Raw genomic sequence first — 22878 nt, 5'->3', positions numbered from 1 at the left:
GACCTTCTCCGACTGGATCTACGACCTGCAGCCCGACGGCACCCTGCTGGTGCGCACCCCGGACGGCACCACCATGCTCACCCGACCCTCCGGCCCGCCGGCCGAGTACCGGCGCGAACAGGCCCGCGCCGAGACCGAGGCGTGGACCCGGCAGCAACGCCGCAGCCCAAGGCCCACCGGTGACGAGCAGGCCGACGCCGAGCCGACCTTCTGGTCGCGCCGCGCCTCCCGCCACCGCACCGAACGCCGCAAGGCCGAACGCGCCCGCACCTTTGACCCCACCCCACCCGCCCCTGGGGCTGGCAAGGCCACCGGGACCGGCACAGGCACAGACGCCGCCAGCTCCAGCACCGGCGCGGCCACCGACACCACGCCCGAGAAAGCCACCCCCGCCAGCGCCACCCCCGAGAGCGCCAGCCGCTGGTGGGCCCGCAACAAACCCCACCACAGCGACATCGAAAAAGGCATCCGCGCCCTACCCCACGAACGCCTCGACGAACTCATCGACCCACCACCCTTCTGACACCACGAGGGTCGCACCGAGTAAACCGAACCTCCTGGGGGCACGGATTTCCCCCCCTCCGAGCGGGTCTTTGGGGGATGGTGAGGAGATGAGCGCGATCCCCGCCAACCCGTCTGACGGTTCACTGGCCGACGTCATGCCGTCAGTTGCTGCGGCCCTGGGGCTTGACCTTCGCAACCCCCTGCACCTACCGCCGGCTCGGGACGCAGTACTCGTACTCATCGACGGGCTTGGTGCGGAGCTCATCCGCCAGCACGCCGAGGAGGCCCCCACCCTCGCCGCGATGACCAGCCGCATGATTTCCGCAGGTTTTCCCTCGACAACTGCGACCAGCCTGACCAGCCTCGCGGTGGGTGCCCCGTGTTCCAAACACGGCATCGTGGGATACAGCTTCCGGATCTCCGGCGAGTCCGGCGGTCCGCCAGCGTCGTTCAATCCATTGCGGTGGACGGTCGAATCGTCGAGCGGCCCCTCGGCGATGGATCGCTTCCCGCCCCGACAGGTTCAACAACAGCCGAGCATTCTAGAGCTGCTTGCCGCTGACGGGGTCGATGTCACCTACGTCATGCGAGAGGATTTCCGCGAGTCGGGACTGACCCGCGCAGCGTTCCGGGCGGGGGGCGACTATCGGGCGGCGAGCACCCTTGACGAAGTCCGCCAGGGAATACTCGACACCTTCAGTCAGCCATCTCGCGCTCGACGGTTTGCTTACGCCTACTTCGGCGACCTCGATCTCATCGGCCATGTCCACGGGCCAGGGTCTCCCGAGTGGCTGCAGTCCCTGCGCGCAGTGGACAGGTGCGTCGCGGACCTCGCGACTGACCTGCCCCGCGACTGCAGGCTCATCTTGACGGCAGACCACGGGATGGTCACTGCTGAAACCGTTGTCGACATAGACGCGACGCCGACGTTGCTCGCCGACGTCGAGACCGTTGCCGGCGAGCCCCGAGTGCGACACGTCTACGCGCGACCGGGATCGGCCGACGATGTCCTGGACACGTGGCGATCAGAGTTGGCCGGGCGAGCCCGGGTGATCAGTCGCGAGCAGGCACTCGACGAGCACCTCTTCGGACCCGACCGAGACCACGCCGATCGTCTGGGCGACGTCATCGGCATCGCCGCCGGAGGAGTGATTCTCGCGCGTACACAGCTCGAGAAGATGGAGTCATCCCTGCTCGGCCACCACGGGGCCAACACCACTGATGAACAACACATTCCGCTGCTCATTCGTTGACCCCGTCTCCGACCCGGCCGACCTCCGGGTCAGCAGGTGACGAGCTCGGTCGGGTCGCTCGTGGTGTCCAGCCACCGGCCGTACGCGGGCGGACCCACCGCTCGCACATCGCTGCACAATTCCCCACGCGTGTACCCCGACGGCCGGTAGACCGCGTAGATGACATTGCCGTTCTCATCGCGAGAACGCAGGGACGGGCACGCCATGTCGGTACGGAGGTAGGACGCCCCCGGGTGCCTCGACAGCGCGGAAGAGATCTCCTCTGAGTAGGCCCCCGGCGTGACAGCCGAATACAGGACCACGATTCCCCGGCCATCGCAGGCCGGCCTCGACATCGGTGTGGCCAGGCCCAGATCCCCCGCCGCGCCCTCAGATCGCGGGCACTCGTTCAGGAACGCGGCCAGTTCGGCGGGCATCCCGTCACCCTCCGCATCATCCGAGCAGATCCCCGAAGGAATGCCGGTATAGCGACTCCAGGTTCCGTCGGCGCGACCGAGGATGTACTGCGTGTCCCCGGCCGGTTCGCCGGCCGGAACGTCCACATGAGCGAGAGCCCAGTCGCCCAGGCACCGATCGATATTCACATCCCGGCGGGTGATACCCGCTTCTGCCGCGATCTCGTCCGGGTCGCACGGCCCCACCCCCGCCACTCCTGCGCGCGTGCCGTTCCCTGTCGAGGCCGAGGGGGCGCCCTGCCTCGTCGTCCACGCTTCGGAGGGGGTCGTCGTGGGTGCGAAAGCCGCGCCCGGCTGGTCGTCGTCGGACGCGAGCAGGTACCCGACAGTGCCTGCGAGGGCGATCAGCAACACGACGATGAGCGCGCCGAGCGCCCAGACCACCGGAGAGCGACGCGCATCCTGCGGAGGCTCTCCGTACGAGGCGTGCCCCCACCCCTCGTTACCCCAGCCGGGTCCGTTGGGCGGACTACTCATGGTCACCACCAGCGACGGGGTCGGGTAACCGACCGATCCGATCTGAATGACGATCACTTTATCCGGTATCGCGAAGCGAGAGCCCCGGTTCGCCGACGGTCTCCCGAACGCGATGATGTCCCGACCACACTGCGCTGTCCTGAGCGTCCTGCGACCCGCGGCCCCCGGTTACCGGATGCGGACGCTGCCCTCCGTTACTACCGTCGGAGGCATGCGTGAACGCGCATGGCACGACCAGAGAGGAGCCCCGCACATGAAGGCAGTCACCTGGCACGGCAAGCGCGACGTCCGCGTCGAGGACGTTCCTGATCCGAAGATCCAGGAGCCCACCGACGCGATCGTCAAGATCACGAGCACCAACATCTGCGGATCGGATCTACACCTGTACGAGGTGCTGGGTCCTTTCATGAACGAGGGCGACATCCTCGGCCACGAGCCCATGGGAATCGTCGAGGAGGTCGGCGCCGAGGTGACCGGGCTCAAGCCCGGGGACCGCGTGGTGATGCCCTTCCAGATCTCCTGCGGCCACTGCTACATGTGCGACAAGGGCCTGAACACCCAGTGTGAGACCACCCAGGTCCGAGACCAGGGTATGGGCGCCGCGCTGTTCGGCTATTCGGAGTTGTACGGCAGCGTCTCCGGCGGTCAGGCCGAGTACCTGCGCGTGCCGCAGGCCCAGAACACCCACATCAAGGTGCCGCACGAGCACTCCGATGACCGCTACCTCTACCTGTCCGACGTCCTTCCCACCGCGTGGCAGGCCGTCGAGTACGCCGAGATCCCCGACGGCGGCACGGTCGTCGTACTGGGCCTCGGGCCCATCGGGGACATGGCCGCGCGGATCGCCGCCCACCGTGGTTACCGTGTGATCGGCGTGGACCCGGTGGCCGAGCGCCGGGCCCGTCAGGCCCACCGGGGGGTGGAGGTCCTCGATCCGACCGACGTTCCCGGCGAGATCGGCGATGCGATCCGCGACATGACCGACGGCCGCGGGCCCGATTCCGTGATCGACGCGGTGGGGATGGAGGCGCATGGCTCGCCGGTCGCCAGCGCTGCGCACGCCGCCGTCGGGCTGATGCCGAAGTTCTTCGGCAAGAAGATGATGGAGCACGCAGGGGTGGACCGCCTCGGGGCGTTCTACGGGGCGATCGACATCGTGCGCCGCGGTGGGGCCATCTCGCTCTCGGGAGTGTACGGAGGCACCGCCGATCCCATTCCGATGCTGACGTTGTTCGACAAGCAGATCACCCTGAAGATGGGCCAAGCCAACGTCAAGCGCTGGGTTCCGGAGATCATGCCGCTGCTCACCGACGACGATCCGCTGGGCGTCGACGACTTCGCCACCCACCGGCTCCCGCTGGCCGATGCGCCCCGCGCGTACGAGATGTTCCAGAAGAAGGAGGACGGCGCCGTGAAGGTGGTCCTCGAGCCGTGACGGAACTCGCCGGACTCCTCCTGGTCCGCCACGGTCAGAGCGTGGGCAACGTCGCCAATGACAACGCCCGTGCCGCCGGCGCCCACCGTCTCGACCTGGTCCACCGTGATGCCGACACCCCGCTGTCGGAGTCGGGAGTGGGACAGGCTCGGGCAGTGGGCGCCTGGCTCGGCGGATTGCCCGAGGACGCCCGGCCGACGGTGTGGCTGACCTCGCCCTATCGCCGTGCGGCGGACACCGCCACGGCTGCGCTCGAGGCGGCCGGCGACATCTCACCGGGCGGCCGGGCGGGTGGCCCCGGGCTGCTCACCGACGAGCGACTTCGGGAGCGCGACCTGGGGATCCTCGACGGGTTCACCGGCCGGGGCATCCGGCAGCGGTACCCGGAGGAGGCCGAGCGACGGGACCGGATCGGCAAGTTCTACTACCGCCCGCCGGGTGGTGAGAGCTGGACCGACGTGTTGCTGCGCGTGCGGTACCTGCTGACGGACCTCCGGCAGCAGTACGCGGGCGAGCGGGTCTGCGTCTTCAGCCACCAGGCCGTGATCATGTGTTTCCGGGTCGCGTTGGAGCAGTTGGACGAGGAGGAGGTCCTCCGGGTCGACCGCGAGGACCCGCTGCCCAACTGCTCGGTGACGATCTATCACCCGGCAGGGCACAACCCGGGGTGGCACGAATCGGTGGGGCACGAATCGGAGGGGCACCACCCCGGCAGCGCTGGGCTCGAGCTGCATAGCTATGCCGACACGACGGCCGTGGAGCGCGGCCATGCGCCCACCACGCGGGAGTCGCCTTCAGGGAACGAGGAGGCGGCGAGATGAGCGGCGAGGTGAGCAGCGAGGTGAGCAGCGAGTCGGTCCTCTCGCACCATGCGCTGCGGGACTGGGCGCTCCCCTCCCCCGGTGGTGGAAAGGAGGGCCGCGGGCGGGTGCTGGTCGTCGGTGGCAGCAGGTCCACCCCGGGCGCTGTGCTGCTGGCCGCCGAGGCGACGCTGCGGTGCGGGGCCGGCAAACTACAGATCGCCACCGCCGGGTCGGTGTCGTCGTCGCTGGCGATCCACATCCCCGAGTCGAAATCGATCGGTCTGCCCGAGGACGACGCCGGTGAACTCACCGCCGCGGGGGCGGACACGATCGTCGAGCTCGCCGAGCGGTGTGACGCCGTGGTGCTCGGCCCCGGGATCTGCGAGAAGGTCGCAGCGGTGGACTTGCTCTCGGACGTCGTGCCCCGGCTGGACACCACCCTCGTGCTTGACGCGCTGGGGATGGCCTACGTCACCGAGAACCCCGGCGGACTCGCCCACCTCGACGGCCGCGCGGTCCTCAGCCCCAACCCCAAAGAGCTCGCCCGGACCCTCGACGTGCTGGAGGACGACGTGGAGGCCGACACCCCGGGACACGCCGTGGCGCTGGCCGAGCGCGCGGGGGCCGTGGTGGTGACCGGCACCGCGACGTCGTGGATCGCCGCCCCGGACGGCCGACTCTGGCGGGACGAGACCGGTTCGTTCGGGCTGGGGATCTCGGGATCGGGTGACGTCAAGGCCGGGCTCATCGGCGGGCTGCTCGCCCGGGGCGCCGAACCCGCCCAGGCCGCCGCGTGGGCGACCCACAGCCATGGGCGGGCAGGGGAACGATTGTCCGCCCGGATCGGTGCGACCGGCTTCCTCGCCCGCGAACTGCTGGCCGAGATCCCCGGCGTCCTGGTGGAACTCTCGTCCTGAACTGCTCCACGCGGAGGGGGAATCGTGCAGGTCCGAAGCCATCTCGTCGTGCGTCGTCCGTCCCGCAGCCCGGTGTCGACGACCGCCCGCAGCGTCGTCGCCGTTGTTCTCACCTCCGCCGTCACCACCCTCGCGGCCGCATGCGGCGGACCCATACCCAAGGACACCGACGGCAGCCTCGCGCGCATCACCGACGGCGTGCTCCGGGTGGGCGTGTCGGAGAACCCACCGTGGACCGAGGTATACGACGACGGCCGCGTCGCCGGTCGGGAGGTCGACCTCGTCACCGGCTTCGCCGGAGCCCACGCTGCGGACGTCGAGTGGACGCCGGGCGCGGAGAGCGAACTGGCAATGGCGATGGCCCGCGGTGACCTCGATGTGGTCGTGGGTGGGCTGACCTCCGACTCGCCGTGGGAGAAGGAGGTCGCACTGACGAGGCCGTACACCGAGGAGGTCACCCCGGACGGGGACACCGAGAAGATGGTGATGGCCACTCCGCTCGGGGAGAACGCGCTGCTGGTGGCGTTGGAGACCTACCTCGCCGAGGCCGGGGGTGCATCGTGAGTGACGAGAGGGACAGGGGCCGGGGCGAACGCAAGGTGGCGGGCGTGGCCTCGGGGCTCGGTCGCGACGACCTGCCCGTCGAGCAGCGGGAAGCGCTGCGCCGGGCGATCCGCCTGGAGTGGGCCACCCTCGCGGTGATGACCGTGACCGTCGCTGCGGTGTACGCGGTGTCGGGTCAGTCGCAGGCGATGAAGGCCGCGTGGATCGAGGACTCGCTGTCGCTGCTCCCGCCGATCGCTTTCCTCGTGGCGATCCGGGTCTCCCGCATGCCGCCGACCGCCCGCTTCCCCTACGGCAGGCACCGCTCCGTCGGGATCGGGCACCTCGTCGCGGGGGTGGCGTTGCTCGCGATGGGGGCGTTCCTCGTCGTCGACTCCGGAACGGCTCTGCTGACCCGTGAACGCCCGCCGATGGGGGTCGTGGTGATCGGCGGGCAGGTGATCTGGTCCGGGTGGCTGATGATCGCGGTGATGGCGTTGTCCGTCATCGGGCCGCTCATCCTCGGTCGCATGAAGACCGGTCCCGCCGAGGCGCTGCACGACAAGGTGCTCTACGCCGACGCCGACATGAACCGGGCGGACTGGAAGACCGGACTGGCCACCATCGTCGGTGTGCTGGGCATCTCGCTCGGCCTGTGGTGGGCGGACGCGGTGGCGGCGCTCGTGGTGAGTGCGTCGATCGTCCGGGACGGGTGGTCAAACCTGCGCGGGGCGATCGAGGGACTCGCCGATGCGCGACCCACCCGGTTCGACGGCACGGACCCGCACCCGCTCGTGTACCGGATCGACGAACTGCTGGCGGGCGTCGACTGGGCGGATGACCACGGCGCGCGGGTACGCGACGAGGGGCACGTCTTCCACGTCGAGGCGTTCCTCGTCCCGGCCCGCGGCCGGGAGATCACCGTCGAGCGGCTCGCGGACGTGCGCCGGAGGCTGGCGGAGCTGAGCTGGAAGATCGAGGACGTGGTGGTGACGGTGGTATCGGAGGTACACGACGCCCACCGGCCCTGCTGACCGGCTGCACGTCGTCGCCCGGGCTGGCAGGCTCGGGGTATGACCTCACTTGAGACCATCCGAACCGCCATCGACACCGCGACCGAGCCCGAGGCGCCGGCGCTGGAGCGTGCCCGCATGATCATCGTGGACAAGCTCGGCGAGCGGGACAGCCTGGCGCTCGACGAGCTCGTCGAATCCGTCTGCGAGGCGTACGAGGCGCCATCGGGCGAGCCGCTGCGGCTGGTCGACGTAGATCCGTCCGCGCCCGACTCCGACACCCCGGCCCTACGGAACCTGCGCTACGCCCGGGCCGCGCGCACGGCCATCATCGACCTGCTGGACGAGGGGACGATCGTGGCCGTCGATCCCCTGCCCGGCGACGGCGAGATGGTCCGCGCCACCGGCGAGGGGGACCCTGCCGGAGGCGGCGCGGGTGATGGCACTGCGGGAAATGGCACTGCGGGACGTACCGGAAGAGACTTCGACGACGACGAGGTCACCGCCGCCAAGGAGACCACCGACGCGGCGGCCGCGAAGGCGGGAGCCGAGGAGATCGTCCTCGCGACGGGTCCGCAGCCCGAGGGGCGGCGGTTCGCGCTCGGGGACCGCTGACCCCCGGCCGGCGGGGTCGGGGCGCGACAGGGCCGGGTGCAGGGTGGGCTACAGGGCGGGCCGACTACAGGGTGAGCGTCTCGTCCGGGTGGTCGGTGTCCTTGAGCGGCTTCTGGGCCCCGCCGGACAGGGTGGTCTCACCGATCCGGGCCTCCCGGTAGCGCTCCGCCTGGGCCTGCGTGATGGGCTCGCGGGCGCCGTCCTTGGCGTAGCAGACGGGCAGCCAGGCGCCCTCGTTGTCCAGGCGGGCGACGATGCGCTGCCGGAGCCGGAACGGCTGGATCGAGTCGGACCAGGCGACCAAGAGGTCGAGGTTCGCGCCGCGGGCGTCGGGCGTCGAGTCGGTGCTGCAGAAGTGCTGGACGCTGCGCCACACCGCGAACTGCGCGCCGGTCACCGCGAGCGGATCGACGGTCGGGGCCTTGGCCGTGCGGGCGGACCGAGTCGGCCGGGTGCTCCTGGCGGGTGCGGGCGGAGGCGGCGGCGAGGTGTTCTCCCCGGCCTCCACGCGGCGGCGGGCTTCCTCCATCCGCTGCAATCGTCGTTCCGATGCCGTGCTCTTCTCGCCTGAGTCCCAGAACCCCGTCATGGTCCTCGACTTTACGCGGACAGCGGCCCGTCGCCCGAGCCCGAAGGCGGCGGTGGGGCGGACCTCACATGTCCAGCCCCAGATCGAGCACCGCGACGGAGTGGGTCAGGCCCCCCACGGCCAGGAACTCCACCCCGCAGCGGGCGTAGTCGGCGGCCGCGTCGAGGGTCAGCCCGCCGCTGGACTCCAGGCGGGTGCCCGGTGCGACCGTGTCGCGGCGCTGGACCGCGATCTGGGTCTGCCAGACGGGGAAGTTGTCCAGCAGGACCAGGTCCACGCCCGCGTCCAACATCTGGTCGAGCTGCTCCAGGGAGTCCACCTCGACCTCGCAGGGCAGGTCGGGGAAGCGCTCGCGGACCGCGGCCAACGCCGGGAGCACCCCGCCGGCGGCCACCACGTGGTTGTCCTTGACCAGCACCGCGTCGCCGAGGCCCAGTCGGTGGTTGACCCCGCCGCCGCAGCGCACCGCGTACTTCTGCAGCAGTCGCATGCCGGGCATGGTCTTGCGGGTGTCGCGGACGGCGCAGTCCGTGCCGGCGAGCTCGTCGGCCCACGCCCGGGTCGCGGTCGCCACCCCCGACAGGTGACAGACGAGGTTGAGCAGGGTCCGCTCGGCGGTGAGCAGACCGAGTGTCGGGGCGCTGATCTCGGCCACCACGTCGCCGGCCGAGACGCGGTCTCCGTCGCGGGCGTGGCGCGTCACCGAGAAATCCGCCCGCCCCGGCTCGGCCCGGCCGAGCACCTCGGCCAGGACCATCTCGATCAGCGGCAGCCCGGCCACGACGCCGTCGGATCGGGTCGCGAGGCGGGCCGTGGCACGGGCGTCCGCGGGCACCGTCGCCAGCGACGTGGCATCCGGGCCGTATCGCAGGTCCTCCTCGAGGGCACGACGGACCGCGATCAGGGCGTCCGCACGGGTGTCGGGATCGAAGAGCTCGTCGTCGTCGGCCCCGGGTGCAGCGCCGCTCACTCCCCCGACCCCGGGTTGCCGATGGCGATCATCCGCTCGACGGACCCGCGCGCGGCCTCGGCCGTGGCGGGATCGACGTGCACCTCGTCGGCACCCTCGACGAGGGCGCGCAGGAGCGCGGCCGGGGTGATCATCTTCATGTAGGGGCAGCTGGCCTGGTCGTTGACCGGCAGGAAGTCGATCTCGGGCGCGGCCTTGCGCAGCTGGTGGATCATCCCGATCTCGGTCGCCACGAGGACCTCGCTGGCCCCCGAGGCGCGGGCGGCGTCAACCATCCCTCCGGTGGACAGGATCTTGACCTGATCGGCGGGGACCGCACCCTCGGTGGCCAGGTGCAGGGCGCTCGTCGCGCAGCCGCACTCGGGGTGGACGAACAGCTCGGCGCCCGGGTGGGCCTCCGACTTGGCGGTGAGCTGGTCGCCGTTGATCGCGGCGTGGACGTGGCACTCGCCCGCCCAGACGAGCACGTTGTCCCGGCCCGTCTTGCGCCGGACGTGCGCACCGAGGAACTGGTCGGGAAGGAACAGCACCTCGCGGCCCGGGTCGATCGACTCGACGACCTCGACCGCATTGGAGCTCGTGCAGCAGATGTCGGTGAGGGCCTTCACCGCGGCGGTGGTGTTGACGTAGGAGACCACCACGGCGTCCGGGTGCTCGGACTTCCACTCGGCCAACTGCTCGGCGGTGATGGAATCGGCCAGTGAGCAGCCCGCGGCCTCGTCGGGGATGAGGACGGTCTTGTCCGGGGAGAGGATCTTGGCGGTCTCCGCCATGAAGTGGACGCCGCAGAAGATGATGGTCGACTGCTCGGCCTCCGCGGCGATGCGCGACAGGGCCAGGGAGTCCCCCACGTGGTGGGCGATGTCCTGGATGGCGGGGACCTCGTAGTTGTGGGCGAGGATCACCGCGTCGCGCTCGGCGGCGAGACGGCGGATCTCGGCGGCCCACTCCGCGTCGGGCTCGACACCCGTGTACACCGAGCCGTCATGGCGGATCCTCGCGGCCAGGGGCGAATCGAGCCGCCCGACGGTGGTGTCCGGCCGCGGCGCGACCGTGGTGCCGTGTCCTGTGGCAGTGCTCATCGCTGCCCCCTCCCGGGTCGTTTCTCCGGGCCGATACGCCACCGGCCCCGTTTTCGACTTACAATCGAAAACATGATGCAGTGTAACACCGGTCACGAGGTGCTCGTCGTGGTGACCCAGGTCCGGCCGACCCCCGGCTCCACCGCACCGGCGCTCCACGTGATGCTGTGGCAGCACTCGCTCGGGCCGGCCGCCGGCCGGTGGGCGCTACCCGGCGGTGAGGTCCGCGACGACGAGGACCTGCCCGCCTCCGCCACCCGGCAGCTCGCCGAGAAGGTCGACGTACGCTCGCTCAGCCACCTGGAATCGGTCGCGGAATTCTCGGACCCCGCCCGCATACCCGGCCGGCGCGTGTTCGCCTCCGGATTCCTCGGTGTCCTGCCCAGCGATGCGGATCCCGCCATCCCCGACGACACCGCCTGGTTCCGGGTCGACCATCTCCCCGACACCGTCTACGACCACGCCGAGATCGTCGCCCGCGCCCGCGCACGCCTCGCCGCCAAGCTCTCGTACTCCACCCTGGGGTTCGCCCTGGCGCCTATGGAGTTCACGCTGTCGCACCTCGCGCAGCTCTACGGCGCCGCCCTCGGCCACCCGGTGGACCCGACCAACCTCCAGCGCGTCCTGACCCGCCGCGGTGAGCTCGTGCGGTGCGGACGCAGCGCTCCCCCCGGGCCCACGGGCGGCCGGCCGGCGGCGCTGTACACGTTCGCCGAACGGCGCCTCCGGATCACCGACCAGTTCGCTACGCTGCGGCCGCCGGCGGGGGTGGGCTGACGGGTGCCTCGGGGTCGCCGAGGTACGCCAGCACCGCCACCGTGAACGCCGCGATCATCACCCCGAACACCATCCAGTCGAGCCCCGGCGGGAACCAGTCCCATGACGGGCCGGACGTGCCGAAGACCATGCGGTCGAAGAACAGACTCCCGACCGCCGGAGCCTGCCGGACCACCTCGCCGTAGGGGACGTCGTCCGGGGGCGCCGCGACCACGTCTGCCAGAGGCGTCGCTGCCGCGGCCGCGATCGCGCAGGCCACACCCGGCAGCAGCACGAGCGCCGGGACGCCACCCGGCCGCCGCAGGTACGGGTGACGCCGCCACAGGACCATGACCGCACACACGGTCGCGAACCCCGACAGGACAATGAACACGAGCAGCTGGCTGCCACCGTCCACCCCCGAGTCCGGTAGCCGGAGACCCCGGCCGTCACCGACCGACAACAGCTCCGCCCGGGGCGCCGCGACGATCCACAGCAGCAGCGCGACCACGAACGGGCCCACCACGCCGAGCAGGGTCGACGCCGCGAATCGGGCCGCACCGCCGCGGTGCGGGGCCGTGGTCGACGACGGCGGGGACGACGATGTCGACGACGGGCTGGTCATGCGCACGGACTGTACCAACGCCGGTGGTGCCGACCCGTTGTGGTGTAATCGGACCCGGCTCCGCCGGTGTACGGCACGGTGCCCGGACGCCGGGCCGGGCCCCCACCGACCCACCGGACGACACGTCAGGAAGTACCCGCCAGTGGCCACCATCTCTCCTCCCGCGCCCGCTGGGCGGCGCCGCGGGAAGATGGCCTACCGACACGACATCGACGGGTTGCGTGGCCTCGCGATCGCGCTGGTGGTGGTCTTCCACATCTGGATGGGCCGCGTCTCCGGCGGCGTGGACGTCTTCCTCACCCTGTCCGGCTTCTTCTTCCTCGGCTCGCTCCTGCGCGGCGCCGGCGACCCCGGCACGCCGCTCTCCCCGCTTCCCCACCTGAAGCGGCTTGTCCGCAGGCTGTACCCGGCGCTGGTGGTGACGATCGCCGCCACGGTGCTGGGCACGGTGCTCGTCAAGCCGCCCACCCAATGGTCGACGATCTTCGAGCAGACCGTCGCCTCGCTGCTGTACTACCAGAACTGGGAATTGGCGCTGACCGCGTCCGACTACGTCGCCGCCGACGCGACCATCTCCCCGCTGCAGCACCTGTGGTCCATGTCCGTGCAGGGCCAGTTCTATGTGGTCGCCCTGGCGGTGATCCTGGGCGGGACCGCCCTCTGGCGCCTGATCGTCCGCAGGGGCACTCCGAAATGGCTTCTCGTGGGCATCGTCGCCGCGGGCACCGCCGCCTCGGTGTGGTGGGCCGTCCTCGGACAGGCCGACAATCAGGCGTGGAACTACTACGACACCGGCGCCCGCATGTGGGAACTGCTCATCGGCGGCCTGGTGGCCATCCTGCTGGCCGGAATCGTCCTGCCGTGGCCCCTGCGGCTGCTCACCACCGTCGCCGGACTCTTCCTGGTGGTGAGCACCGGCTTCTTCTTCGACGGCGCCGCCCACTTCCCCGGCCCGCTCGCCTGGTACCCCATCGGCGGCGCCCTGCTCATCATCCTCGGCGGCAACCTCCCGGTCGGGCAGCGCGCCACCCCGGCCAAGGACCCCGTCACCTGGCTCCTGTCCGGACGGGTGTTCCGGCGGCTCGGCGACATCTCCTATTCGCTGTACCTGTGGCACTGGCCGCTGCTCATCCTGTGGCTGTCCCACGACCGCGAAGCCGAGATCACGCTGGTCTCCGGCCTGACCATCATCGTCGTCTCGCTCGTGCTGGCGCTCCTCACCGAGAAGTACGTCGAGCGCCCGCTCCGCATGGCCAGCCGGGCGCGGGGACGCACCACCCCGGCGGCGGAGGCACGCGACCGGCAGCAGGGCGGCCCGGCCCGTTCGGCCCGTGAGCAGAAGCGATTCGTGGGGGCGAGCGTCGTCGTCGTCGTCGCCGTCGTTGCCAGCCTGGGGACCGTCGGCTGGTGGAGCGCCACCTCCGGCTCCCGTTCGTCCGTCCCGTACGTCGACTCCCTCACCGACCCGGACCACCCCGGAGCGCGGGCGTTCTTCGAGGGCGTCCCCGCACCCGACGACGCCCCCTACGTACCCTCCCTGCTCCAGGTCGGCAACGACCTCCCCGCCAGCACCATGGACGGCTGCATCTCGACCTTCGAGTCGACGGAGGTCGAGATGTGCGTGTACGGCGACGTCACCTCCCCCCGCACCATCGCGCTCACGGGCGGGTCGCACGCCGAACACTGGATCAGCGGCCTCGACGAGGTCGGCCGGCATTACGGCTTCCGGGTGGTCACCGTCCTCAAGATGGGCTGCCCCCTCACGCTCGACGCCTCGGTCTCCGACGGCGATGAACCGCTGTACGAGAGCTGCGCGGAGTGGACCCCGGAGGCACTCGCCGCCCTCGTCGGACTGGATCCCGACTTCGTGTTCACCACGGCCACGCGCCCGGTCGGGGTCGTGGGCCCCGACGTCACGCCGCGCCAATACGTCGACCTGTGGCGCGCGCTCGGCGAGCAGGGCATCGGCGTCATCGCCATCCGCGACACCCCGTGGCTCAACCAGGGACGCGGACCCATCCGCGCCAGCGACTGCCTCGGCGCCGGCGGCACCCCGGAAGAGTGCGGCATGCCGCGGGAGCGGTCCATCTCCCCCATCAACCCCGCCGCGATCGCCGCCGCGGGCCTCGACTCGGTTCGGCTGCTCGACCTCACCGACGGCCTGTGCGACCCCGAGGACTGCCCCGCCGTGGTCGGCAACGTGATCGTCTACCACGACTCCCACCACCTCTCGGGTTCGTGGGTCCGGTCCGCCTCCGGGGAGCTGGCGCGTCAGCTGGGGCCCGCGACCGGCTGGTGGTGAACAGCTGGCGGTGAACGGCCGGCGGTGACCTGCTTGCGGGTGGCCGACGGAGCCCACGACCCGCCTCCGCCTGCACGGCCACGTCCGGACGGCCCTCAGGCACTACCCTGGGTCGGGTGACCCAAGACGACGAGACGCAGTCCGCCCCGGAGCTCATCCGAGCCTGGCCCGGTACCCCCTACCCGCTGGGGGCCACCTACGACGGCACCGGCACGAACTTCTCCCTGTTCTCAGAGGTCGCCGAGCGCGTGGAGCTCTGTCTGATCGACGACGACGGCGGCGAACAGCGTATCGAGCTCGTCGAGGTCGACTACCACATCTGGCACTGCTACCTGTTCGGCGTGACGCCCGGTCAGCGGTACGGGTTCCGCGTCCACGGTCCGTACGAACCCTCCGACGGGCTGCGGTGTGACGCGTCCAAGCTGCTCATGGACCCGTACGGCAAGGCCTTCGACGGCTCCTTCGACGGGGACCCGAGTTTGCACAGTTACGACCTCGACAACCCGGACGAGCGCAACACCGACGACTCCCTCGGGCACACCATGACCACCGTCGTGATCAACCCGTACTTCGACTGGGGCAACGACCGCGCCCCCGGGCACGAGTACCACAACACGGTGATCTACGAGGCGCACGTCAAGGGCATGACCGCGACGCACCCGGACATCCCCGCCGAGATGCGCGGCACCTACGCGGGGATGGCCCACCCGGCGATCATCGACTACCTCACCGACCTGGGCGTCACCGCCATCGAACTCATGCCGGTGCACCAGTTCATGCAGGACCAACGACTCATCGACATGGGCCTGCGCAACTACTGGGGCTACAACAGCTTCGGGTTCCTGGCGCCCCACAACGAGTACGCGTTCTCCGACCGGCCCGGCGACGCGGTCAGCGAGTTCAAGGCCATGGTCAAGGCGTTCCACGAAGCCGATATCGAGGTGATCCTCGACGTGGTCTACAACCACACCGCCGAGGGCAACCACATGGGCCCCACCATCGGCTTCCGCGGTATCGACAACCAGGCCTACTACCGGCTGGTCGAGGGCGACGAGCAGCACTACATGGACTACACGGGCACCGGGAACACGCTCAACGTCCGGCACCCGCACTCCCTGCAACTCATCATGGACTCGCTGCGCTACTGGATCCTCGACATGCACGTCGACGGGTTCCGCTTCGACCTCGCCTCCGCCCTGGCCCGCGGCCTGCACGACGTCGACCGGCTGTCCTCGTTCTTCGACCTCGTTCAGCAGGACCCCATCGTCAGCCAGGTCAAGCTCATCGCCGAACCCTGGGACGTCGGCGAGGGCGGCTACCAGGTGGGCAACTTCCCACCGCTGTGGACCGAGTGGAACGGCCAGTTCCGCGACACGGTGCGCGACTTCTGGCGCGGCGAGCCCGCGACCCTGGGCGAGTTCGCCTCGCGCCTGACAGGGTCCTCGGACCTGTACGAGCACACCGGTCGTCGTCCCAACGCGTCGATCAACTTCGTCACCGCCCACGACGGGTTCACGCTCAACGACCTGGTGAGCTACAACGAGAAGCACAACGACGCCAACGGTGAGGACGGCAACGACGGCGAGAGCCACAACCGCTCCTGGAACTGCGGGGTCGAGGGCCCCACCGACGACCCCGAGATCGTCCAGCTGCGCCACCGCCAGCGGCGCAACCTCCTCACCACGTTGATCCTGTCGCAGGGCACGCCGATGATCGCCCACGGCGACGAGATCGCCCGCACCCAGGGCGGCAACAACAACGTCTACTGCCAGGACAACGAGATCTCGTGGATGGACTGGGACCTGGACGAAGAGAAGCAGGACCTCCTGGATTTCACCCGGAACCTGGTCCAGCTGCGCAAGGACCACCCCGTGTTCCGTCGCCGCCGGTTCTTCGGCTCCCCGCTGCGGGGTGAGGAGGAACCGCAGGACATCGGGTGGTTCACCCCGGAGGGCTCGGAGATGACCAGCAAGGACTGGGACTCCGGGTTCGGCAAGTCCATGGCCGTGTACCTCAACGGCGAGGGGATCCACGAGCCGGACGTGCGCGGTCAGCGGATCGTGGACGATTCGTTCCTCATGCTGTTCAACGCCCACCACGAGCCCATCGAGTTCTCCCTGCTCGGCGCCGACTACGCCGAGAAGTGGGAGGTCGTCCTGGACACCGCCGACCATCTTGAGGAGCGCGCGGACGAGTTGAGCTCGGACGGCACCATCACCGTGGCCGACCGCGGCACGATCGTGCTGCGCAAGGTCAGCTGAGCATGGCCGCCGAGGACGAGACAGGGACCGGGGCCGGGGCCGGGCCGAGCCGGGGCGCCGCGCTGGCGAGCACCTACCGCCTCCAGCTGCGCACCCCCGCCTCGGACCCCGACGGCCGAGGCTTCACCCTGGCCGACGCCGAAGAGCTCGTGCCCTACCTGGCCGACCTCGGCGTGGGCGCGGTGTACCTCTCGCCCGTCATGACCGCCACTCCCGGCTCCACCCACGGCTACGACGTCGTCGACCCCACCACCGTCTCGGCCGAACTCGGCGGGATCGACGCACTGCGCTCCCTTCGCGCGGCGTGCCGGGCCCACGAGCTGGGCCTGGTGGTGGACATCGTCCCGAACCACCTCGGTGTGGACGAGCCGGCCGCCAACCCGTGGTGGTGGGACTCGCTGAGGCGGGGCCCCGACTCGCCGCACTTCTCGTTCTTCGACTTCGACACCGAGGAGGCGAACGGGGCCGACGGCAGGATCGCGATCCCCGTCCTGGGGACACCGGACGATGTGGCGGACCTCGTCGTCGTCGCCCCCGGAGACTCGCCCTCCGGCGAGGCCGAGCTGCACTTCTACGACCACCGGTTCCCGGTGGCCCCCGGCACCGGGGACGGCACCGCCCGCGAGGTCCACGACCGCCAGCACTACCGGCTCGTCCACTGGCGCGAGCCGCTGCTGGGCTACCGGCGGTTCTTCACCGTCACCGGGCTCGCCGGGCTGCGCCAGGAGGACCCCGAGGTCTTCGAGGCCACACACGCCGAGGTGCGGCGCTGGTGCGAGGAGGACCTCGTCGACGCCATCCGCGTAGACCACCCCGACGGACTGTCCGACCCGGTCGGGTACGCGCGACGGCTGCGGGCACTCGCCGGCGACGACCGCGTCCTGCTGGTCGAGAAGATCCTCGCGCCCGGTACCGAATCGACCCCACCCGAGGTCCTCGAACCCGCCATGCCCGTCGACGGCACCACCGGCTACGACGCCCTGCGGTTCATCGATCAGCTGCTCGTCGACGCCTCCGGCGAGGCCCGGCTGTCCGAGCTCGCCCGGCGCTACACCGGCGACCCCGGTGACGAGGAGCAGGTGCACGCGCAGTCCGCCGAGCTCAAACGGCAGATCGTGGCGGAGGACCTGGCTCCCGAGCTCGCGAGGTTGGCGCGCGCGGTTCGTCGCGAGGTGGCGGTCGGGCTGGACGGCCCGGCGAGCGACGACGTCGACGAGGCCGCCCTCCGGGAGACGCTGATCTCCGTCGTCGCGCGCACGCCGTACTACCGGGCCGACTACCCCGTTTTGCGCGGCACCCTGCCCACGATCCTGGGGGGACTGCGCCGCGACCGGCCCGAACTCGCGCCCGCCCTCGGGCTCGTCGCCGGAGCACTGGCCCGCGGCGGCGAGGCCACGACCCGGCTCGCGCAGGTCACCGGCGCCGCCACCGCCAAGGCCGAGGAGGACCGGCTGTTCTACCGGCTCGCGCGCCTGGTCTCGCTCAACGAGGTCGGCGGCTCGCCCGGCCGGATGGGGATGCCCGTCGAGGCGTTCCACCTCGCCATGGCCGAACGGGCCCGCTCCACCCCGCTGGCGATGACGGCGCTGAGCACCCACGACACCAAGCGCGGAGAGGACGTCCGCGCCCGGATCTCGGTGCTCTCGCAGATCCCCGACGAGTGGGCCGACCTCGTCACGCGCGTGTTCGACGAGTTCCCGCCGCCCGCCGAGGACGCCGGATACTTTCTGCTCCAGGTGATCGTGGGTGTGTGGCCCGAGCGGGGCGGACCGACCGACGAAATGCGGTCGCGCCTGCACGACTACGCCGACAAGGCGATGCGTGAGGCCGCCGTCCACACCACGTGGACTGATCCAGATGCCGAGTTCGAGTCCGGCGTGCACCGGTGGATCGATGCTCTGATCGACTCCGGCGGCGGGGTGCTCGGGCCGTTCGTCGAGCGCATCGCGCCGGCGGGCCGGGACAACTCGCTGATCGCCAAGGCCGCGCAGCTGCTCGGCCCCGGCATCCCCGACGTCTACCAGGGGACCGAGGTGTGGGAGGACTCCCTCGTCGACCCCGACAACCGCCGGTTCGTTGATTACGGGCCGCTGCGCTCCGGCGGCGTCGCCCGCGCGGGACACCCGAAGTTCGTGCTGGTCCGCGAGCTGCTGCGGTTGCGGCGGGCGCATCCGGAGACCCTGGCCGGCGGGGCGTACGTGCCGCTACCAGTGCAGGGGCCCGCCGCCTCCGACGTGGTGGCGTTCACGCGGGCCGTCGATGATCGGCCAGCAGTCGGGATGATCGCGCGGCGGCGCACCGCGGTGCTACCCGCCGCGGAGTTCACCGGGACCGAGGTGCTCTTGCCGGAGGGGTCGTGGTCGGTCCGCCCGGACGGGTCGCCGATCTCGGGCCGCGTCGATCTCGGCGAGCTGCTCAGCGAGACGGCGGTCGTGGTGATCATCCGCGAGGACGGCTGACTCGCGAGCTCGCCGGGTCGCCCAGTCGCCGGGTCGCCCAGTCGCCGGGCCCTCAGTCGCGAGGCCCTCAGTCGCGGCCCAGCAGTCGGTCGGTCTCCCTCCGCTCCCGCTTGGTGGGCCGTCCGGCGCCGCGGTCCCGCCGCGGCTGGGAGACCAGGACCTCCTTGGGCGGAGGCGGGGGCGAATGGTCGATGTAGCAGGTCGCGGCCACCGGGGCGCCGACCCGCTTGTTGACCGTCCGCACCACCTCGAGGATGCGGACCCGCCCGAGGGCGCCGGTGACCTGCACGCGGTCGCCGGGTACGACCGGCTTCGACGGCTGCACCGCCTCGCCGTTGACCTTGACGTGCCCGCCACGGCAGGCGGCCGCCGCCTTGGTCCGCGATGGGAACAACCGCACCGACCACGTCCACGCGTCCACCCGAACACTCATGGCGCGAGGATAACCCTGGCCGCCGGGGGTGCCTGAAATCCACCGACCTGTGTGCGATCCACCGATCCGCGTGCGATCAACCGACCTGTGTGCGATCCACCGATCCGGGTGCGATCCACCGAGGGATCTCCGTCGGCGGATCGTCATCCGATCGGTGCATCACCGACCACGCCCGCGAACCATCGTGGCGGGTGCAGGTTTTCCAGGCGGGTGCCGGACCCCGGGGCTCAGGCCGCGACGGGATAAAGGACCCGACGGACTTTCTCTGCCAACAGGCGCGGCTGCTCGAGATCCGCCCACCGCCAGTGCAGGATCCGATAGCCGAGAGCAAGAAGCTCGGCATCCCGGTCCTTCTCACGGCCGAGTCGGCGCCTCACCTCTGCACTGTCCGCGCCGTCGAAGTACTTGCCGAACCCGTCGCACTCCCCTATCACCCCGAACTCGCGCCACAGGAAGTCCACGCGGGCGATGCGGTTGCCGTGCCTGCCGATGATGTCCGCCTGGGTCTCCGGCGCCGGGAGTCCGAAGTCGGCCAGCGTCAGGCGGCTGAGCGTCTCGGCCACGCTCTCGCTCCGGCCATCGGTCAACGCCATAGACACCCGGGCTCTCCTGATCCCCGAGCGCCCGGCCGATTCCTCGAGCGCGCGGTCCAGAGCGGCCGGGTCGATCAGTTCACCGTGGAGTGCAGCATCCGCGACGGCCACACTCGCATCCCGACCAACGGTCCGCGCGAGATCCATCACCGTGCGCGCGGGAGCAGTGACTCGCAGGCCATCAACCCGGGTCACCTCGTCCTCGCGGAGAGCGCCGAGATGATGCTTCATCGCCCGGGTCGTGTGGGTTCGCCAGCACTGATGGTCTGCCGAGACCGCAACCTTTCCCAGAGGCAGTCCCCACGAGGGCAAGCCGTATATGAGAGCCGCGGATGCGTGCGAGAACACCGGCGAGTCGAGCGCCGCATCCGCGGCCAACACGTTCAGCAGGTGCCTCTCCCCTTTCGGAAGTCGGCGGGCTACGCCGTCCACGTAGTAGCCCGGTCTGAGACGGACCAGATCGCCTGAGGAGACCGCCCGGCTCATCCGCTGAGAGGTCATACCGTCGGCTCGCAACCGAGAGGCCGTCAGGAGGAGGGATCGCAGTTCGCTGATGTCAGTCACGACCCGATAATGGCCGGGCGCCGTGATCGACATGCCGCCAATGAGCACCCGGAGCGCACCACCTGTGGAGGGGGAAGGCCCCTGTGGATATCACGGTCACGCATTGCCGGCCTTTCGCGACAACCGCAGATCTAACTACGATCCACCGAGCGATCCCGCCTGGTGGATCGCCGACCGATCGGCGGGTTAAGGATCGGCGGGTTAAGGATCGGCGGATTGGGGCCGGCGGGATGATGGAAGGTTCGGATGCGCGCCGCAGGCCCGGGCGCTCCTGCTGGCCCGGCCGCCCCTGCCGAACCGGGCCGCGTGCGAGACTTGGGCTCACACCTGTCGACAGTGCCCCCGGAGGACCCATGACCAACACAGCCGAGTCGTCCACCAAGGACGCAGTGTCCGCGTCAGCGACCGTAGACGCCGCCGCCACGCTCGAGCAGCTCCTCGACGGCCGCTACAGCTGCCGAGGCTTCACCTCGGAGCCGGTCCCGGAGGAGACGATCGACCGGATCTTCCGGATGGCCCAGCGCACGGCGTCGTGGTGCAACTCGCAGGCCTGGCAGGTCGAGCTGGTGACGGGGCAGGCGACGGCCGCGTTCGGTAAGCACCTCACCGACCACGTGCTCTCCAGCGACATGAGCTCGGACCTGCCGGCGCCGGAACGGTACGACGGCGTGTACGGGGATCGCCGGCGGGCCAGCGGGATGGGCTTGTACTCGGCGCTCGGCATCGAACGGTCGGACAAGGAGGCGCGGCTGCGTCAGATGCTGGAGAACTACCGGTTCTTCGGCGCCCCGCACGTCGCGGTGATCACCTCGGACGCGGGCCTCGGCACCTACGGGGCGGTGGACTGCGGCGGTTATGTCTCGACGTTCCTGGCGGCCGCCACGTCACTGGGAGTGGCCACCTGCGCCCAGGCCGCGATCGCTCTGTACTCGGATGCGGTTCGCGAGCACCTGCAGATCCCCGAGGACCGCCTCATCGTCTGTGGGATCGCATTCGGCTACGCCGACGCGGACCACCCCGCCAACACGTTCCGGGCTGAGCGCGCCGACCTGTCCGACGTGGTGCGCCGCCACGGCTGATCCGGGCTCGGCTGAGGCGGGTTCGGTTGAGCCGGGCTCGGCTGCGGCGGGCTCGATTGAGCCGTCGCCGCGACTGCGCCCACCCGGGCCGCAGCCGGATCAGCACGGTTGGCGTCAGTACAGCTCGCGCTTCTGGTCGGGCTTGCCGGAGATGGCCTTGCGGACCTTGTTGCCGTTGTAGATCGCCACGATCGCGGCCAGGATAGCCACCACCGTGAAGAACGAGCTCGCGAAGAGCGCGATGGGCAGCGACACAGCCGTCACACCCAGCGCGATCGCGGTCGTGCGCGCATCCTTGCGGACCTGCTGCTTCTGCTGCTCGATCGAATTCGGCTGGTAGGGCTGCATGCTCATGTAGTCAGGATTCCATATCCCGGCGAACTGCCGCGTTCTCGGTGGTGGCCACACCCGCGGACTCCCATTCGACCCCGCCCGAGGTGCGGGCGGCGAGGATCGGGCCGAGCACGTCGATCTGGCCGGCGACGGTCAACCGCACCCGCCGGCCGTAGTCGACGTCCATCACCCGGGCCCCGGCGGAGCGCAGCGCGCCCTCAAGTCCGCCGGCCACCGCGTGGTCGACCTCGGCCGTCCACCCGGGGGTGCTGGTGACCTCCGCGACACGACCGTCCCGCCACGCGGAGTCGACCGCCTCGGACACCGCCGCCGAGTAGGCCCGCGCCAGCCCGCCGGTGCCCAGCTTGGTGCCGCCGAACCACCGCACGACCACGGCGCACACCCCGGTCAGGCCACTTCCCCGCAGCACGTCCAGCATGGGTGTCCCGGCGGTGCCGGAGGGCTCGCCGTCGTCGTTTGACCGCTCGATTCGGCTGGCCCCGGGAACGTCCACGATGAAGGCACTGCAGTGGTGGCGAGCCGACGGGTGCGCGGCCCGGAGTTCGGCGATCAGGGCGCGGGCGTCCTCCTCGTCGTCGCACCGTCTCAGCACGGCCACGAACCTGGAGCGTTTCTCCTCGTACTCCCCCCTCACGTCCGGTCCGGCGGTGAGCCGGAGCACGCGGGGCGGGGAGCCGGTCATGTCCCCAGTATCGCCGTTGGTCGTGGATGGGCACAGGTCGGCCGACGGTGGTCGCTCGCCTCTCCCCGCGGCGGCACGTTTTCCCTACGCTGGGCGGTGTGACCTCACCGAGCC

The 22878-nt window shown here is 70.6% G+C and carries 21 protein-coding genes and 1 pseudogene; 13 read left to right on the top strand and 9 right to left on the bottom strand.

Annotated features, from left to right (window positions below; all coding sequences use genetic code 11):
• Nucleotides 1–523: pseudogene (locus AYO52_RS18525) on the top strand (HNH endonuclease); the annotation flags it as partial.
• Nucleotides 524–611: 88 nt separating this feature from the next.
• The gene (locus AYO52_RS04685) at nt 612–1757 is read left to right on the top strand and encodes an alkaline phosphatase family protein (protein WP_067713865.1); all 1146 of its coding nucleotides are present in this window, start codon (nt 612–614) and stop codon (nt 1755–1757) included.
• A 29-nt stretch (nt 1758–1786) separates the two neighbouring features.
• On the opposite strand, the gene AYO52_RS18825 is transcribed toward AYO52_RS04685, so the two are convergent.
• Nucleotides 1787–2689 (bottom strand): hypothetical protein, encoded by a 903-nt coding sequence (locus tag AYO52_RS18825; RefSeq protein ID WP_227022249.1) that lies wholly within the window; start codon nt 2687–2689, stop codon nt 1787–1789.
• A 253-nt stretch (nt 2690–2942) separates the two neighbouring features.
• Here AYO52_RS18825 and AYO52_RS04675 point away from each other — a divergent pair, with 253 nt between their 5' ends.
• The 6 genes from AYO52_RS04675 to AYO52_RS04650 are packed head-to-tail and all read left to right on the top strand — an operon-like array spanning nt 2943 to nt 8015.
• On the top strand, nt 2943–4124 hold the full coding sequence (locus AYO52_RS04675) for a zinc-dependent alcohol dehydrogenase (protein ID WP_067713863.1): 1182 nt from the start codon (nt 2943–2945) through the stop codon (nt 4122–4124).
• Complete coding sequence (locus tag AYO52_RS04670; RefSeq protein WP_067713861.1) at nt 4121–4945, top strand: histidine phosphatase family protein; 825 nt, start codon at nt 4121–4123, stop codon at nt 4943–4945. The genes AYO52_RS04675 and AYO52_RS04670 overlap by 4 nt, the downstream gene beginning before the upstream one ends.
• The gene (locus AYO52_RS04665) at nt 4942–5844 is read left to right on the top strand and encodes an NAD(P)H-hydrate dehydratase (protein WP_067713858.1); all 903 of its coding nucleotides are present in this window, start codon (nt 4942–4944) and stop codon (nt 5842–5844) included. The genes AYO52_RS04670 and AYO52_RS04665 overlap by 4 nt, the downstream gene beginning before the upstream one ends.
• Before the next feature lie 24 nt (nt 5845–5868).
• Complete coding sequence (locus tag AYO52_RS04660; protein WP_253695960.1) at nt 5869–6408, top strand: transporter substrate-binding domain-containing protein; 540 nt, start codon at nt 5869–5871, stop codon at nt 6406–6408.
• Nucleotides 6405–7421, top strand: a complete 1017-nt coding sequence (locus AYO52_RS04655) for a cation diffusion facilitator family transporter (RefSeq protein ID WP_253695959.1) — start codon at nt 6405–6407, stop codon at nt 7419–7421. The genes AYO52_RS04660 and AYO52_RS04655 overlap by 4 nt, the downstream gene beginning before the upstream one ends.
• A gap of 39 nt (nt 7422–7460) precedes the next feature.
• Nucleotides 7461–8015, top strand: coding sequence for a hypothetical protein (locus tag AYO52_RS04650; protein WP_067713854.1), 555 nt, complete (start codon nt 7461–7463; stop codon nt 8013–8015).
• 64 nt (nt 8016–8079) lie between these two features.
• Here AYO52_RS04650 and AYO52_RS04645 read toward each other — a convergent pair whose 3' ends face one another.
• The 3 genes from AYO52_RS04645 to nadA all read right to left on the bottom strand — a co-directional run bounded on the left by AYO52_RS04645 (nt 8080) and on the right by nadA (nt 10656).
• Entirely contained in the window at nt 8080–8604 is a 525-nt protein-coding gene (locus tag AYO52_RS04645) for a hypothetical protein (protein WP_067713851.1), read from the bottom strand.
• A gap of 64 nt (nt 8605–8668) precedes the next feature.
• A complete protein-coding gene (gene nadC / locus AYO52_RS04640) occupies nt 8669–9574 on the bottom strand; it encodes a carboxylating nicotinate-nucleotide diphosphorylase (protein ID WP_067713848.1) in 906 nt (301 codons plus the stop codon).
• Nucleotides 9571–10656 (bottom strand): quinolinate synthase NadA, encoded by a 1086-nt coding sequence (gene nadA / locus AYO52_RS04635; protein WP_067713845.1) that lies wholly within the window; start codon nt 10654–10656, stop codon nt 9571–9573. Before nadA ends, nadC begins: the two co-directional genes overlap by 4 nt.
• Before the next feature lie 72 nt (nt 10657–10728).
• Between nadA and AYO52_RS04630 the strand changes: the two genes are divergently transcribed.
• Nucleotides 10729–11433, top strand: a complete 705-nt coding sequence (locus AYO52_RS04630; protein WP_067713842.1) for an NUDIX domain-containing protein — start codon at nt 10729–10731, stop codon at nt 11431–11433.
• On the opposite strand, the gene AYO52_RS04625 is transcribed toward AYO52_RS04630, so the two are convergent.
• A complete protein-coding gene (locus AYO52_RS04625; protein WP_067713840.1) occupies nt 11402–12037 on the bottom strand; it encodes a hypothetical protein in 636 nt (211 codons plus the stop codon). The two genes, AYO52_RS04630 and AYO52_RS04625, sit on opposite strands and share 32 nt — an antisense overlap.
• 142 nt (nt 12038–12179) lie before the next feature.
• Between AYO52_RS04625 and AYO52_RS04620 the strand changes: the two genes are divergently transcribed.
• The 3 genes from AYO52_RS04620 (at nt 12180) to treY (ending at nt 19059) form a co-directional block, all read left to right on the top strand.
• Nucleotides 12180–14339, top strand: coding sequence for an acyltransferase family protein (locus AYO52_RS04620; protein WP_067713837.1), 2160 nt, complete (start codon nt 12180–12182; stop codon nt 14337–14339).
• Nucleotides 14340–14455: 116 nt separating this feature from the next.
• On the top strand, nt 14456–16600 hold the full coding sequence (glgX, locus tag AYO52_RS04615; RefSeq protein ID WP_067713834.1) for a glycogen debranching protein GlgX: 2145 nt from the start codon (nt 14456–14458) through the stop codon (nt 16598–16600).
• Nucleotides 16601–16602: 2 nt separating this feature from the next.
• Entirely contained in the window at nt 16603–19059 is a 2457-nt protein-coding gene (treY, locus tag AYO52_RS04610; RefSeq protein ID WP_067713831.1) for a malto-oligosyltrehalose synthase, read from the top strand.
• A gap of 67 nt (nt 19060–19126) precedes the next feature.
• Here treY and AYO52_RS04605 read toward each other — a convergent pair whose 3' ends face one another.
• The gene (locus tag AYO52_RS04605; RefSeq protein ID WP_067713829.1) at nt 19127–19492 is read right to left on the bottom strand and encodes an RNA-binding S4 domain-containing protein; all 366 of its coding nucleotides are present in this window, start codon (nt 19490–19492) and stop codon (nt 19127–19129) included.
• A gap of 227 nt (nt 19493–19719) precedes the next feature.
• Nucleotides 19720–20682: a type IV toxin-antitoxin system AbiEi family antitoxin domain-containing protein gene (locus AYO52_RS04600; RefSeq protein WP_082923781.1), complete on the bottom strand. Its 963-nt coding sequence runs from the start codon at nt 20680–20682 to the stop codon at nt 19720–19722.
• A gap of 320 nt (nt 20683–21002) precedes the next feature.
• Between AYO52_RS04600 and AYO52_RS04595 the strand changes: the two genes are divergently transcribed.
• Nucleotides 21003–21728 (top strand): nitroreductase, encoded by a 726-nt coding sequence (locus AYO52_RS04595; protein ID WP_067713826.1) that lies wholly within the window; start codon nt 21003–21005, stop codon nt 21726–21728.
• Between the two features lie 114 nt (nt 21729–21842).
• Here the strand turns inward: AYO52_RS04595 and AYO52_RS04590 are convergent, their stop codons facing one another.
• Entirely contained in the window at nt 21843–22082 is a 240-nt protein-coding gene (locus AYO52_RS04590; protein WP_067713823.1) for a hypothetical protein, read from the bottom strand.
• A gap of 4 nt (nt 22083–22086) precedes the next feature.
• Nucleotides 22087–22764, bottom strand: a complete 678-nt coding sequence (locus AYO52_RS04585; protein ID WP_067713820.1) for a YigZ family protein — start codon at nt 22762–22764, stop codon at nt 22087–22089.
• Between the last annotated feature and the right edge of the window lie 114 nt (nt 22765–22878).

It is taken from the genome of Dietzia sp. 111N12-1, from assembly GCF_001658045.1.
GTDB classification, from domain to species: Bacteria; Actinomycetota; Actinomycetes; order Mycobacteriales; family Mycobacteriaceae; genus Dietzia; species Dietzia kunjamensis.
This window is presented reverse-complemented; position numbering and strand designations above follow the sequence as displayed.

What these genes read in the sequence shown, in the direction of transcription:
- AYO52_RS04590 (WP_067713823.1), bottom strand. Translation starts at nt 22,082, where the DNA reads ATGAGCATGCAGCCCTACCAGCCGAATTCGATCGAGCAGCAGAAGCAG.
- AYO52_RS04675 (WP_067713863.1), top strand. Translation starts at nt 2,943, where the DNA reads ATGAAGGCAGTCACCTGGCACGGCAAGCGCGACGTCCGCGTCGAGGAC.
- treY (WP_067713831.1), top strand. Translation starts at nt 16,603, where the DNA reads ATGGCCGCCGAGGACGAGACAGGGACCGGGGCCGGGGCCGGGCCGAGC.
- AYO52_RS04665 (WP_067713858.1), top strand. Translation starts at nt 4,942, where the DNA reads ATGAGCGGCGAGGTGAGCAGCGAGGTGAGCAGCGAGTCGGTCCTCTCG.
- AYO52_RS04595 (WP_067713826.1), top strand. Translation starts at nt 21,003, where the DNA reads ATGACCAACACAGCCGAGTCGTCCACCAAGGACGCAGTGTCCGCGTCA.
- AYO52_RS04630 (WP_067713842.1), top strand. Translation starts at nt 10,729, where the DNA reads ATGATGCAGTGTAACACCGGTCACGAGGTGCTCGTCGTGGTGACCCAG.
- AYO52_RS04585 (WP_067713820.1), bottom strand. Translation starts at nt 22,764, where the DNA reads ATGACCGGCTCCCCGCCCCGCGTGCTCCGGCTCACCGCCGGACCGGAC.
- AYO52_RS04605 (WP_067713829.1), bottom strand. Translation starts at nt 19,492, where the DNA reads ATGAGTGTTCGGGTGGACGCGTGGACGTGGTCGGTGCGGTTGTTCCCA.
- nadA (WP_067713845.1), bottom strand. Translation starts at nt 10,656, where the DNA reads ATGAGCACTGCCACAGGACACGGCACCACGGTCGCGCCGCGGCCGGAC.
- AYO52_RS04600 (WP_082923781.1), bottom strand. Translation starts at nt 20,682, where the DNA reads ATGTCGATCACGGCGCCCGGCCATTATCGGGTCGTGACTGACATCAGC.
- AYO52_RS04685 (WP_067713865.1), top strand. Translation starts at nt 612, where the DNA reads ATGAGCGCGATCCCCGCCAACCCGTCTGACGGTTCACTGGCCGACGTC.
- AYO52_RS04625 (WP_067713840.1), bottom strand. Translation starts at nt 12,037, where the DNA reads ATGACCAGCCCGTCGTCGACATCGTCGTCCCCGCCGTCGTCGACCACG.
- AYO52_RS04650 (WP_067713854.1), top strand. Translation starts at nt 7,461, where the DNA reads ATGACCTCACTTGAGACCATCCGAACCGCCATCGACACCGCGACCGAG.
- AYO52_RS18825 (WP_227022249.1), bottom strand. Translation starts at nt 2,689, where the DNA reads ATGAGTAGTCCGCCCAACGGACCCGGCTGGGGTAACGAGGGGTGGGGG.
- AYO52_RS04645 (WP_067713851.1), bottom strand. Translation starts at nt 8,604, where the DNA reads ATGACGGGGTTCTGGGACTCAGGCGAGAAGAGCACGGCATCGGAACGA.